12 protein-coding genes are annotated in these 12,633 nt (G+C 55.8%); 6 read left to right on the plus strand and 6 right to left on the minus strand.

Features of this window, described 5'->3' with window-relative positions; translation table 11 throughout:
- Window positions 1-151 precede the first annotated feature (151 nt).
- From KA369_12865 to KA369_12880, 4 genes are all read left to right on the plus strand, one after another.
- Complete coding sequence (locus KA369_12865; GenBank protein ID MBP7736860.1) at window positions 152-427, plus strand: RNA-binding protein; 276 nt, start codon at window positions 152-154, stop codon at window positions 425-427.
- Window positions 428-529: 102 nt separating this feature from the next.
- Window positions 530-1,807, plus strand: coding sequence for a nickel-dependent lactate racemase (gene larA, locus KA369_12870; protein MBP7736861.1), 1,278 nt, complete (start codon window positions 530-532; stop codon window positions 1,805-1,807).
- Window positions 1,804-2,475, plus strand: a complete 672-nt coding sequence (locus KA369_12875; protein ID MBP7736862.1) for a lysoplasmalogenase — start codon at window positions 1,804-1,806, stop codon at window positions 2,473-2,475. The genes larA and KA369_12875 overlap by 4 nt, the downstream gene beginning before the upstream one ends.
- A gap of 173 nt (window positions 2,476-2,648) precedes the next feature.
- The gene (locus KA369_12880) at window positions 2,649-3,311 is read left to right on the plus strand and encodes a hypothetical protein (protein MBP7736863.1); all 663 of its coding nucleotides are present in this window, start codon (window positions 2,649-2,651) and stop codon (window positions 3,309-3,311) included.
- A gap of 58 nt (window positions 3,312-3,369) precedes the next feature.
- Here KA369_12880 and KA369_12885 read toward each other — a convergent pair whose 3' ends face one another.
- Both KA369_12885 and KA369_12890 read right to left on the minus strand, forming a co-directional pair.
- Window positions 3,370-3,555, minus strand: coding sequence for a PspC domain-containing protein (locus KA369_12885; protein ID MBP7736864.1), 186 nt, complete (start codon window positions 3,553-3,555; stop codon window positions 3,370-3,372).
- Window positions 3,546-3,683 carry a hypothetical protein gene (locus tag KA369_12890; GenBank protein MBP7736865.1) on the minus strand — a complete coding sequence of 46 codons (138 nt, stop codon included), beginning with the start codon at window positions 3,681-3,683 and terminating at the stop codon, window positions 3,546-3,548. The genes KA369_12885 and KA369_12890 overlap by 10 nt, the downstream gene beginning before the upstream one ends.
- 323 nt (window positions 3,684-4,006) lie before the next feature.
- Between KA369_12890 and KA369_12895 the strand changes: the two genes are divergently transcribed.
- Together KA369_12895 and KA369_12900 are read left to right on the plus strand one after the other, a co-directional pair.
- Entirely contained in the window at window positions 4,007-5,350 is a 1,344-nt protein-coding gene (locus tag KA369_12895; protein ID MBP7736866.1) for an FAD-dependent oxidoreductase, read from the plus strand.
- Between the two features lie 189 nt (window positions 5,351-5,539).
- Window positions 5,540-6,109: a PadR family transcriptional regulator gene (locus tag KA369_12900; protein ID MBP7736867.1), complete on the plus strand. Its 570-nt coding sequence runs from the start codon at window positions 5,540-5,542 to the stop codon at window positions 6,107-6,109.
- A gap of 157 nt (window positions 6,110-6,266) precedes the next feature.
- Here KA369_12900 and KA369_12905 read toward each other — a convergent pair whose 3' ends face one another.
- The 4 genes from KA369_12905 to KA369_12920 all read right to left on the minus strand — a co-directional run bounded on the left by KA369_12905 (window position 6,267) and on the right by KA369_12920 (window position 12,621).
- Window positions 6,267-7,592 (minus strand): hypothetical protein, encoded by a 1,326-nt coding sequence (locus KA369_12905; GenBank protein MBP7736868.1) that lies wholly within the window; start codon window positions 7,590-7,592, stop codon window positions 6,267-6,269.
- 294 nt (window positions 7,593-7,886) lie between these two features.
- Window positions 7,887-9,035, minus strand: a complete 1,149-nt coding sequence (locus KA369_12910; GenBank protein ID MBP7736869.1) for an AraC family transcriptional regulator — start codon at window positions 9,033-9,035, stop codon at window positions 7,887-7,889.
- A gap of 267 nt (window positions 9,036-9,302) precedes the next feature.
- On the minus strand, window positions 9,303-11,666 hold the full coding sequence (locus tag KA369_12915) for a formate acetyltransferase (GenBank protein ID MBP7736870.1): 2,364 nt from the start codon (window positions 11,664-11,666) through the stop codon (window positions 9,303-9,305).
- Window positions 11,667-11,694: 28 nt separating this feature from the next.
- A complete protein-coding gene (locus KA369_12920) occupies window positions 11,695-12,621 on the minus strand; it encodes a glycyl-radical enzyme activating protein (protein ID MBP7736871.1) in 927 nt (308 codons plus the stop codon).
- Window positions 12,622-12,633: the final 12 nt, after the last annotated feature.

Here is a 12,633-nt window from a genome sequence, read left to right on the forward strand (position 1 = left end):
TTAAAGTTGTTGATTATTTTATCCATCAATATATAATTGCAGCAAATACGCTTGATAGTTCGTAACTAAGGATGTAGGTCTTTGACCCTATGTAACTATCTCCTTTTTTCGGATATTGTTAAGCACGATAGAGACCACACAGGAGGATGGTATGCACGGGAGCAAACTTTTCGTCGGAAACATCAGTTATTCGGCGAGCGAGCAGCAGTTAAAGGACCTATTCGCACAGCATGGAACGATCGTCGATTTTAGAATTATCGGCGACAAGGGCTTTGGCTTTGTTGAAATGTCGAGTCAGTCTGAAGCGGAGAATGCGAAGAACGCCCTTGACGGATTCAACCTGGAGGGCAGGAACCTTCGCGTTGACGAGGCTCGCCCCAAAGGCGAAAAAAGAGGAGGCGGCGGAGGCGGCAGGGGATACCGTTAAATCAAATCGCCGTGAAGGCGAGGATTTCCATCCTCGCCTTAGCTTTTCCTTGCCATGAAATCCGGAAACGATTAATCTCACAGAGGACAACGCGTCCACAATATGAAAGTCAGCCTGCCCTATGGCGCCGCATCCATCGACATTGAAGTGCCGGAGGGATCCGTCATTATCGAACCGGCATTTGTACCGGGCCTGGCTGATGAGAAGGCTTCGGCCCTTCGTTCCTTCAGAAACCCTGCGGGAACGCGTACGCTGCGGGATGTCGTGTCGCGGGATGATCGAGTCGTTATCGTGGTCAGCGACATTACCAGGCCCCTCCCGAGCGGGAAAATCGTGCCATGGATACTTGAAGAACTGACCCATGTTCCCCGGGGCAATTTCACTGTCCTGATCGGATGCGGCACCCACAGGGCCTGCACCGATTCAGAAATGTCTTCCCTGCTGGGAGATGAGATTGTTAGAACCGTCCGCTGCGTCAATCATGACGCATTCGATTCCACTGGGCTCGTCTCTGTCGGTACGCTGGGGGACGGCACCGCGGTGCTGCTCAACAGGATTTACGCCGAAGCCGATATCCGCATCACGACGGGCTTCATCGAACCGCATTTTTTCGCGGGGTTCAGCGGGGGGCCCAAGGCGGTGATGCCCGGAATCGCGGGGATCCGGACCATCATGCGTTTTCATGACGCCTCCATGATCGGCCACGGCGGCGCATCCTGGGGAGCCCTGGAGGGCAATCCGGTATACGAGATGGCCAGGGATGCGGCGCTCATGATGAGGCCCGATTTTTCGGTCAACGTCACCCTCAACAGGAATCACGAGATAACGGGATTCTATTGCGGGGATGTCGTCGCCTCCCACCGGGAGGGGGCCGTTGCGGCCGCCTCGTGCTCGATGTTCCGGTGCGCGGAGCCGTTCGATATCGTCATAACGTCAAACGGCGGCTATCCCCTGGACCAGAACCTGTACCAGACGGTCAAGGGGATTTGCGCCGCAGCTTCCATCGTGAAGGAACGGGGCGTCATTATCTGCGTGTCACGGTGCTCCGACGGCGTCCCCGATCACGGCGATTTTATTAAAATCCTGGCCATGAAGCAGTCGCCCCGGGAGCTCCTCGACTTGATCCGCGAGCCCGGCTTTTCCCGGATGGACCAGTGGCAGGTCCAGAAACTGGCGGCCTCACTGGTTCGCGCCGATGTATACTTGTACAGCGATCTGCCCGGGGAAACGATGCGGCGGGCCCACTGCGTTCCCTGCCGCGATATCGGGGAGACCCTTTCTTTTTATTTGAAAAAAAATCCCGGCGCCCGGATCGCGGTGCTACGCGAGGGGCCGATGATCGTTCCCTATTGCAATCAAATCAATGGAGGTGTCGTATGATTATGTTCATTCCGGTGCTGGCCGTCATGGCCGTGGTTTTAATAATGCTGCATCGAGCCGAGTTTTCCGCCGATCAGAAAGGCATCTATATTTTCAAACCGATATCGTCTACGTTGATGACGGCGGTTCTGCTGATGTCGTTTCTCCGCGAAGGCTGTTTCAGGACCGAATACACCCTGGCCCTTCTGGCGGGCATGATCCTTTCCTTCGGCGGCGACATGGCCCTCATGTTCATGAACGCCTCGAAGAAAGCCTTCAGGATCGGATTGGTCCTCTTCCTGCTGGGCCATATCGCGTATATCGTCGTGTTTACCCTGTTCAGCGGGTTCCAGGAATCGGATTGGATAAGCGGGCTCGTACTGGCTGCCGCGGCGGTCTGCATATACCGGTACCTGTTGCCGCATCTGGGGGACATGAAGATACCGGTGCTGCTGTATGTCATCATTATCAGCCTCATGGTGAACAGGGCCGTATCGACATTTTCAGGAACCTATTTCAACCAGACCCAGGCGATGCTCATCACCGCGGGGGCGCTGTTTTTTTATGTGTCCGATGTAATCCTGGCGCTGCACCGGTTCCGGCATCAGTGGCGGTACGGCAGGATCAACCTGGCCTTTTATTATACCGGGCAGGTGCTCACCGCGTTGAGCGCGTCGTTCTTCTGCTGACATGGCCCGGCGTTGCTTCAGGCAAGCCGCCATCTGTTCCGTCCTGCATCACCGGCAAGGACGTTTTTCCCTGATGGCTGATGCGGCAGAACATGTTGCATGAATGACCCGTTTTGTTTTGATTCAGCAATGTAAATTTGAAATAAACGATAGAAGCATTCCGGAGGCATTCAATGCTGAGATACCTCGTGATCATTACCTCTGTTTCGGTGACCGGTTATTTTGCCACGGTCATGATGAACCAGACCTTTGAATGGATGAAAGAAATCGCCATCCTCATCATCCTTCCAATAGGAGCATTTGTTGCCGGCGTTTTGTTCCTCATCAGCTGGCTTGCAAAATCTGGCAACCCCGTCCTGAAAAGGGCGGGAGAAGCCCTCGGAGTCGGCTTTACCTATACCGCCATCTTCCAGGGCCTCATGTTCACGACCCTTGTCTTCTGGGCCCTGGGCACCATGACCGGCATGGGGGATATTCCTGAATCGAAGGCGCGGTTTCTTTTTGATTTCACATTCGGTTCGGGATATCTTTCCGTCTTCGTCATGGGCGCGTCCGGTTTTACGATTCTCTTGACCTATAAAAACAGCCTGAAAAGGGCCTTCGGCGCGGTGTACGCGGCCATAACCATCGCCCTTCCCCTCTACATGCTTATCTTTCAAAAGGAGGCCATGGCGCAGCTGTCGGAAGAGCGGCCTCTGCCTTACCTCGTCGTCCTTATCCTCTATTATCTTGCCTGTTCGATAGCGGCCATGGCCGTGCTTTCAAATCCGGAAAAAGGGGTCATCCCGGCGGATCGAATGAAAACATTGCGAGAGAAGTATAAGAGCCGTCCCTAAAGAGAGCCCGGATCCGATGTCACAGCGGATTGCCCACGTCACGAATGGGGGCACGCCGTCAACTGTCGCTCGACGGCATCAGGATCCAGAGGACGAGGTAGACGATGATGCCGGGAAACGCGGCGGACGCGATGGATCCTACCACGTAGACGATGCGCACCAGGGTCGGGTTCCACCCGAGCCATTCCGCGATGCCGCCGCACACCCCGGCGATGATCTTGTTCTTCGATTTTTTCAGGGCCATGATGTTCCTCCTTTACCGCTCCTCCCGTATTTTCCCAACCTTCCTCCCGGTTCCGTGACCAGGAGGAGCGCCTCCTGCTTCGCGTTACGGATGCACGATATGACCATGACGCAGCGGCCGTCAGGCATGACGAGGGCGTCATCGATATGATCGCCGATGTCGATGGAGGGGTTCTAGCACCTGAGCAGGGCGCTGTCAATATTTTTTAGGGAAGGGGCATTGATGGAGTGTCCGGGCCGGTCAGGCCGCCCGGGGCCTGACCAAGAGAAAAACCTTGACCGCGGAGGGCGTAAACACCGGAGCTGTGGTCCGGGGCATGTTGGCTTCGGGAATGCAAGATCACGATCGAAATCGGAAAAAATTAAGATTTATTACACAAAAAACTTGAATATATATGATATTATATATAATATATTATATATAATTGTGATTATAACCAGGAGGTATTCATATGGGCGGTAAAAAAGTAGTGGTTGTCGGCGCCGGCTGCGCCGGCTTGTCCGCGACCTATACGCTGAAAAAGAAGGGAATCGATGTCGTCGCGCTGGAGGCGACCAATGTCGCGGGGGGCAGGTGCAGGAACGTGAAGAAGAACGGGTTCAACCTTTCGCTGGGCGCGGGGTTCACCGAGCCGCAATGGGGAACGACATTCAGGTATCTCAAGGAAATGGATATGCTCGGGGACGTGCTGGACAATACGGTCCAGAGGTACGGGTTCTGGCGAAAGGGTAAAAAACACTATATCGTGGTCGGGAGCGCGCGGGAGATGCTCAAATCCCTCCCCGAAACGCTTTCGTTCCGGGGGCTCCCCCTGAAGGCGTACCCCCAGCTTCTCAAGCTGGCAATGGCCATCCGGAAGTACCAGAGCGAAATGGACAATAAAAGCCAGAACTTCGATTCGCTCCTCGAGCTGGGAAACACGAGCTCGGCGGAATTCACGCTGCGCCACGGCGGCCCCGAGGCGCTGGACCGGGTGATCAGCCCCTTTCTCGGGACCATGGTCCTGGCGCGGCCGCAGGATGTCACCATTGCCCACATCATCGCCCTGACGCACCTCATGCAGGGAATGTGCGTCATGAAGGACGGCATGGGCTCGATAACCGCCGGGCTGTACGAAAGGGTGAAGGATTCGGTGCGTCTCTCGACGCCGGTAAAAAAAATAGTGATCGATAACAAGCGGGTGAGGGGCGTCGAGACCCGCGACGGCTACATCGAGGCGGACCAGGTGATCTGCGCCACCGACGCGCACCTCGCGCGGAAGCTCATCCCGGACCTTCCCGACACCATGAGGAAGCCGCTGGAGACCTGCAAGTACAGCTCGACCTATTCCTATATCTTCCCCATTGAAAAGAAGGTCACGCCCCAATACTTTCTGTCGCTGTTCATACCGGGGAGCGAGAACTCGATCCTTTCCACGATCTTCGACGCCGCGGGCCTCATGGATTCGGCCCCTCCGGGCGCAGGACTGATGCATTGTTTCACCGCCGGATGGCACGACGGCGAGCTGGGAAAACTCGCAGAGAAGGAGCGGCGCAGGCTGGTTATCCGGGAAGCCCAGAAATTCTTCCCTGATTTCCCCGACGAGCCGTACATGACGGAAATGATCCGCTACGACAGGGCGATCAACCTTGAATCGCCGGGGCAGTTCCCCGCCATTCACGGGCTCCTGAAGGATCACATGCGCGACGTCAAGGGGTTGTACCTGTCGGGAGAGTACCTGTTCCTCATCGCCTGCACCGAAGGGGCGCTGGCCACCGGCGAACAAGCCGCCCTGATGGCGATGGAAGACATGTAGAAAGGGGCACGGGCACTGCGGCCCTTCCGGGCGGCGCCTGGTCGGACAGGGTCATGCGGCGCTGAAGCGGCCGCAGTGTGACGCGTTAAACAGAAAAAGGATTTGACCATAAAGGATCGTTAATGATAAGTCAAGAGGGGCTCCATGGTGCGGGGTCCATTGCGTAAATCCACAACAAAAGAGCGGCCTATGGTTTTACATCATGTCCTTCTGGGGCTCATCAAATTGAGACCGTCGGTTTCCGGATACGAGCTGAAATCCATTATTGACAAGTCGACCGGATATTTCTTTACGGCATCGTTGAGCCAGATCTACCCGGCCCTCAAGCACCTCCATAACAACGGATTCGTCACGTTCAAGGAGGAGCCCCTGGTGGGGAAGCAGGACCGCAAGGTTTACACCATCACCAGGAAGGGAAAGGATGAGCTTCAGGCATGGCTGGCGGAGCCGATGGAGTTCACCTTTTCAATGATGAGCTTCCAGAAATTTCTCCTGAAACTCACATTCATGGGTTCGGCCGACAGGGAACGGATACTGGCCTATCTGCGCGCCGGGCTGGACCATTACACCAGGGAGAAGAATGAATTTACCGCCGAGAACCTGTCCGTCGAAGAGAACTATATAGACAAGGAGCAGGAGGACAGCGGAATGCATCTTCTCCTGTGGCAGCACGAGTTCGAATACATCCTGAAGGAAATCCAGATGAGGATCAACTGGATTAAAAATACTATTGAACGCATCGAGAATGAAACCATGTAGGCTGCAGGCCGGATCGCCCGCCCTGGGCCAGGGAACCGGCGTCCCGGTCCATGACGATTTTTTCATGAATACCCGGCCCGGGTCCTCAGGCGATCTCGGGGCTTTGGAGCAATAACTGCGCCGGGCGGGATGGCGTCCGGCGCAGGGAGGCGCTCCGTTAAAAATTTATCGGAATCGTTTGAAACGTCTGGGTCAGCGGGAGCGAGCCGCACCGCGGATAGAAGAAGACATCCATCGTCAGCGTTGCCGGTTGGATAATGATGGTCTGCACGTTTCCGCTCATGTAGAGGTCCCCTGTCACGGGATTGCCCGGGCCGTCGCCGTTGTTGAAGCCTATGACTTCCTTCACTTCCTGGGCGCCGAGCTTGCCCTTCGCGGCGATTTTGGCGTTAAGCTGCGTCTTCATCGCCTCCCATCGGGCCGAGTTGAAGGTGTAGGCGGATCCGGTATGATTGTCGTAATTGTCCTTCAGCACGTAGGAGTTAACGACGCCTACGGCATTGGCGATGCCCCAGGCGATGTTGTTGTTCAGGACGGAAATATCTGTCCTCAGGGCCCTGATCCCGCCGGTCATGGGATTGTTTTCGACCACTTTGCTTGTCGTGGCATCTGCCAGCATGAGGTTGTGGCTGGCGGCATATACCCTGCTGGGGTCAATCATGTAATTGCCCGCGGCATCCACCGAGTCGCAGCTTTCGAGGGCCGAGCGCAGGTCCAGGTTGTACGAACGCCTGCCTGCTGATTCGTATGTCGGCGTGGGCGATACGAGGATGGCGGCGAAGACCTTGCTGCTGTTGATGCCGGTTATCACACCGGCATGGCCGAGGTAGCCGATCGTGCAGAGCGACTTCTTGCCTGATGCTAAGGAGTATTTTCTGGTAACCACGGCCTGGACCTGCGACAGGATGTTATAGGGAGTGCCGCCGAACCAGTCGAGGTTCCTGCCGACGATGGGGCTTCCGGTCTGGGACAGGTCGCCGAAAACCGAAACAGCCGAGCATCCGCCGATTACTATGTCGGGGAGAATGCTGAGCATGTATAGCTCGGTAAGAGAGAGCTTGCCGTCACCGGGGACATCAGTTGCCGCGGTTGCAAGGACTGATGCGACCCCCTGGATTTCCTGGTCGATATCGGCCGGTATCTGGGATTTAATGTCATTTGTCCGGGTGAGCATTTTGCTGAAGGAAACTCTTAAGGTCCAGGTATAAAGGTATGCGTCGATGATCTTTTCATATGTCGGCACTTTCTGCAGGATCAGGTTCGCATACTCCTGGCCCATTTGATAGTATGTTTTTCCGGAAGTGTAATCGAGCGTTATTTCGTAGTAAAGATCTCCCTGAGTGCATGCCGGGATATTCAGGTAGGGAAGCGCTGCCACTGTCAGGAGTTCGCCGGCTTTGTTATCCTCGGTTTTTTTGCATGATATGGCGGCAAGTGAGACTGCCATTAATATCATAAGTACATCTGACAAGACTTTTTTCATGTTGATCCTCCTCTGCTATGGCTTATTGTTTGTTGGAGCTTCGTATGCCGGCCGCTCGTACCAGGCTTCCCGGGCGCGCAGTCCCGTCGCCTTCCCGCGGCTGTTCCAGGTGCGGAGCCGCAGGTATGCCCTGGGCATTCACATCGGGGTGCGTGTCATGACCGCGTTGGTACTGTCCGGTTTTTTGAGTGTAGACTAAATGCAGATCCCTGTCTTCTCCAATCATGATTTTTAATATGCAGGGGCATCAATAATCATGATTGTTGACAGATGCCTGGTTGGCCCGGAGGGCGCTTACTTCTGATTCTTGGCGGTCACCCTGCATTCTTCCCTGTACTTGATGGGAGATATGCTGAATATCTTCCCAAAGGCCTTGTAGAAGGTCGCCGGCGTATTGAAGCCCACGGCGTATGAGATGCTGGTTATGGACCGTTCCGGTTCATCTATCAATATTTTTTCCGCTTCCCTGATCCGGAACTCGTTGATATAGGTGTTGAAGTTTTTATTAAGGCGTTCGTTGAGGATCTGTGAAAGCTGGTACGGGGTTATTGAAAGCTCTTCGGCGAGTCCGGCAAGGGTCAAATCCTCGTCGCAGAATATTTTCTCGGTTACCATCAGTTCATTGAGCCTCGTTATTATCCCATCTATGTCGAGACCCGTTATGCGGGATGTGGCATAACGGATCTTTTTGGCTTCCGCCTGGATGCGGATAATGTAATCCGGGTGCCGTGTTTTAACAATGAGTATGATGTAAATCTGAATCGAAAGAAGAACAGAAATGATTCTGATCATGTATTTGAAATAGGCTGGATCAACGGAAAAAAAGCGGACCAGGATGAAAATGGCGACATAGCTTATGATCGCCATATAAAAGGAGGCGATAATACTGAGAGAGAAAACCGTTATCCGGTGCATCGCATGGCGTTTCCTGATGAGAAAGGGAACGCTCCGCACTGCAAAATATGCGGCATATGAAACCATCGATATCACAACAAGCACGAGCAGCACGTGAGGCTGGGGAAGTTGAGAAGGTATCCTGTCCCTCGCCTGCATTGTGTTAGTGAACAACATCCGCTTGACTTCAGATGTCTGCATGTAGAAAGGGATCAGGATGATAAAAGCAGCTATGCCGGGCATGAAATGAATCAGCAGTCCCGGCTTGAATGTAAAATCATCTTCCGTAAGGATCCTGAAAAAGAAAAAGAGCAGGGGTATACTGAAGAAATAAAATGGAAAATGAATGAGAGATAAGTGCGGATAGTTGTGCATTACCCCCATTATCGCCAAGCCATGGTAAATCTGCCAGATTGATGTTGAAAAAAGGAAGGCCGCGATTATAAAGTGGGCGAAGGTCTTGTTTTTCTCGACCAGATAGAGCGTCGCGGTGATAAAGTACAGGAAACCCCCGGCGATGATAATCAATTCCGGCATCGTTAGTTCCATGGCACCCCCCTCGGCCTGCATCGTCCATGCCGCATACTTTTTGCTGCTGCTCTGATCCTTCAGTTCCATCCCCCGGATCGGGACGATAAGCATGCTATCGGACAGCAGTGTATTGAAGCATAAGGCCCCTGTCCAGCGCTTTATACAGTGACAGGCTGGCCCGGGTGGTCCGGCGGGTGCGTGAATAATCAATACCGGTGGTCTTCAGTCTTGGTTTTGAAGGCGCCACGGACGTCCTAAGGCTGGTTTTTTATCGATTGAAGACGGTTACGCCGATTCACCTGTCTCCAGGGTGCTCCGCCTGATGATCTCGTCCTTCATCGCGGGCGAGAGGTCGTTGAAGTACGCCGAATATCCGGATACCCGCACCAGCAGGTTCGGATACCGCGACGGATCGTTCCTCGCCTCGATAAGCACCGACGGGTCCAGCACGTTGATCTGGGCCTGCATCCCTCCCCGCGAAAAATAGGTCCGTATGAGGGCCTGAAGGGCGCCGGTCCCCTCGGGGCCCCGCAGGGTGTGGGGGTCGAACTTCAGGTTGAAATTGAGGCCGTTCCCGACCCTTGTCGTTTCGAGGCGGTTCACCGAGTTGAGCAGCGCCGTCGGTCCCCTGAGATCCTTCCCATTCTGGGGCGATATGCCGGAGGCAAAGCTCTCTCCCTTCCTTCTGCCATGGGGGAGGGCACCGGTGATCCTCCCGAAGTACTCGTGGGCCGTTACCGAGTAGAGGCCCATTACATAATCGCCTCCCCTGGTATTTTTCCCCTGTGATGAGAGGGTCTTTTCAAAGGTCTCCGCCACGTACCTGGTCCATCGATCGGCTTCGTCGTCATCGTTGCCGAACTTCACGATGCATTCGAGATAGACGCGGTCCTTCTCGTCGGGTATGTTCTTCTTCAGGATCGAGACAAGCTCCGCCAGGGTATACCGTTTGTCCTGAAACACCGCCTTCTCGATGGCCCTGAGGGCGTCGCCCGTGTCTGCCGGCGCCACGCACTGAACCCCGGAGAAGTTATACCGGGCGCCGCCGGCGGTGCTGCAGCGGCCGCTCTCGAGGCAACCCCGGATCAGCATGCTTGTCAGCGGCGTGGGATGATAGAGCCGGTTGGCCCTCTCCACTGCGCGGAGGTCCCGGATGAGGCGCTCCATCACGGCGCGGAGCTGCGTGTCGAAGGCCGAAAGAACGTCATCCATGGAAGACATTAACTTCGGAGACATGGTATGCGCGCCGGAACTGGCGATCTTCCCGAACCGCCGTCCACCGTTCAGGGCGAGCTCAAGCACGCCGGGGACGTTGAATATGGCCGCGTCGGTCGACGAGAAGCTCCTTCCCTGGGACACAGGCTCCACGCAGCCCACGCCGGTGTAATCCCGCGCGTCTGTGGGTTCGTAACCGTGCCTGACCATGGCGGCGACGATAGCCTCGTCGCCGTAGAGGGCCGGGGAATTGCTTCCGGCCGCCAGCATGGCCGTGATGGAGCCGAGGTACTGCGCCGGCGAGGCGCGGTGCATCCGGGCATGGTAATTGGGCTGCCTCATCCTGAGTTCGTCCATTATCTCCAGGAAGATATAGGAGAGCTCGTTGGTGGTATCGTTTCCCGCCTCATCGGTCCCGCCCACGGTAACCACCTGGCCGTTGAACATCCCTCCGTGGAAATTGGTCAGGTGACGGGAAAACACCGGTATGATCTCGGACATCTTGACGGAAAGGCAGGAGAGGACCTCCTTCGCCGCTTCCCGGTCCAGCTTCCCGGACCGAAGGTCCTCGATATAATACGGATACAGATAACTGTCCATGCGGCCGGGGCACACCGAGTTGTCAAGGCTTTCGATGTTCAGGGCGATCTGCGCGAAAAAGAGCGACTGGACCGCCTCCCTGAGCGTGCGGGCCCTGAACCGGGGAACGCGGCGGCACACCCGGGCGATGTCCATCAGCTCCTGCCGGCGCGCGTCATCCTCCACTGTGGAAGCCATTTCCTCGGCGCAGGCCGCGTACCGTTCGCCGAAGCGGGCCAGTCCCTCGCATATGATCTTTATGCCCTCGTAGAAATTCCATTCCCCGGAGCCCGGTTCCGTCCCGGCCTGGAGCCCCGAAGCTTTTTGCCTGTATCCGTCGGTTCCGATAGCGAGGAGCGTTTCATAATCGGGCGCGAAGTGGGATATGCCCCCGGATTCATTGATCAGGTACCAGCGGGCAACGAGCTGATCGAGGATGAACCTCGCCTTCGCTATCGGCGATCGGAAGGCCCTGAAGCCCAGGAATCGGAAGAGCCAGAAGGGAATGATCCCGATGAGCTTCCGTCTTTCTTTCGGCGAGATCTCAAGGGGGTTTGTTTCCCTTCGGGTGAATGTGAAAAGGTCGAGGAGCACCGGTATGCCGTGGAGCTCCGGGAAGATTGAGCCGCCGACCCGTTTCGATGTGTAATTGCCGACGATGAGCTCCCGGGGATATATCCTGACCGTCTTTTCCGCAAGGACGCAGGAGAGGGCCTCGGCAATGGCGATGGGCGCCGGTTTTTTCCTGTTTGCCCTTCGGCGATAGTACTTCGTCCAGATAAGGGCCCGCTCGGTGCAAATGCCGGGCCTCTGCTCCATCACGGCCTTTTTCAGCTCTGCGATTCTATCGGAGATCCTTTTATCGCTTTCGCCAAATGCCTTCTCAGCTGTACACGATTGCATCGACTCCCTCCTTCTGAAAAAGAGATTTCAGCTCTTCCATTCTATCGGTTCCCTGCGCCTTGATTTCAAGGGGTCTTTGATCGGTATTGATCCACCGGAGCTTGTCCCTCCCGAGGGGATTGTAGGGCAGGCAATGGATGCTCCGTATTCCATTGGAGAGAATGAACGAAGCGCAGCGCCTGATGTTCTCGTTGTCGTCGTTCATGCCCGGTATGACGGGGATCCGCGGCTGCAGACCGCCGTGAACGACAGCCAGTGCGGAGAAATTCTCCAGTATGCGCCCATTGTCCCGGCCGGTGAGCTCCCTGTGCTTCTCGGGGTCCATGTGCTTCAGGTCGTAATAGATGACATCGGCGTGTTGCGCCAGCATGTCCACATGGGACCGGTCGAAGAAGCCGCAGGTCTCCACCGTAACGGAAATGCCCCGCCCGCGGAGAAGCCCGCATACCGACCGGAGGAACGCGGGATGCATGAGGGGCTCGCCGCCGGAGAAGGTGACGCCGCCGCCGGATTCCCGGAAGAAGTCTTTATCCATGGCAAGCTCGGCGGCAAGTTCTTCGGTGAGCCATTCTTCGCCGATAAGGCTGAGGGCGCCGCCGGGGCATACCTTCACGCAATCGCCGCAGCCGGTGCACCGGGAATAATCGACGCGCCGGTCTTCCCCCTGGATGATGGCATCGTAACGGCATGCGGCGAGACATGCGCCGCAGCCTATGCAGCGTTTGTGCCTGAAGGCCACTTCGGGCCTTGCTGAAAGGGTTTCCGGATTCTGGCACCAGAGGCATCGCAGCGGGCAGCCTTTCAGGAAAACCGTTGTCCTGATGCCCGGCCCGTCATGGAGGGAAAACCGCTGGATATTGCTGATAATGGCCCGCTCGATTTTTTCGGATGAAGGTTTTGTGTTCATAGTGCACACAAT

The organism is Spirochaetota bacterium (assembly GCA_017999915.1).
Lineage (GTDB): Bacteria > Spirochaetota > UBA4802 > UBA4802 > UBA5550 > RBG-16-49-21.

Bases quoted from the DNA above. Each gene is read 5' to 3' on its own strand.
- KA369_12880 (MBP7736863.1), top strand. From the start codon at position 2,649: ATGCTGAGATACCTCGTGATCATTACCTCTGTTTCGGTGACCGGTTAT.
- KA369_12905 (MBP7736868.1), bottom strand. From the start codon at position 7,592: ATGAAAAAAGTCTTGTCAGATGTACTTATGATATTAATGGCAGTCTCA.
- KA369_12865 (MBP7736860.1), top strand. From the start codon at position 152: ATGCACGGGAGCAAACTTTTCGTCGGAAACATCAGTTATTCGGCGAGC.
- KA369_12910 (MBP7736869.1), bottom strand. From the start codon at position 9,035: ATGGAACTAACGATGCCGGAATTGATTATCATCGCCGGGGGTTTCCTG.
- KA369_12900 (MBP7736867.1), top strand. From the start codon at position 5,540: ATGGTTTTACATCATGTCCTTCTGGGGCTCATCAAATTGAGACCGTCG.
- KA369_12885 (MBP7736864.1), bottom strand. From the start codon at position 3,555: ATGGCCCTGAAAAAATCGAAGAACAAGATCATCGCCGGGGTGTGCGGC.
- KA369_12920 (MBP7736871.1), bottom strand. From the start codon at position 12,621: ATGAACACAAAACCTTCATCCGAAAAAATCGAGCGGGCCATTATCAGC.
- KA369_12875 (MBP7736862.1), top strand. From the start codon at position 1,804: ATGATTATGTTCATTCCGGTGCTGGCCGTCATGGCCGTGGTTTTAATA.
- KA369_12895 (MBP7736866.1), top strand. From the start codon at position 4,007: ATGGGCGGTAAAAAAGTAGTGGTTGTCGGCGCCGGCTGCGCCGGCTTG.
- KA369_12890 (MBP7736865.1), bottom strand. From the start codon at position 3,683: ATGCCTGACGGCCGCTGCGTCATGGTCATATCGTGCATCCGTAACGCG.
- larA (MBP7736861.1), top strand. From the start codon at position 530: ATGAAAGTCAGCCTGCCCTATGGCGCCGCATCCATCGACATTGAAGTG.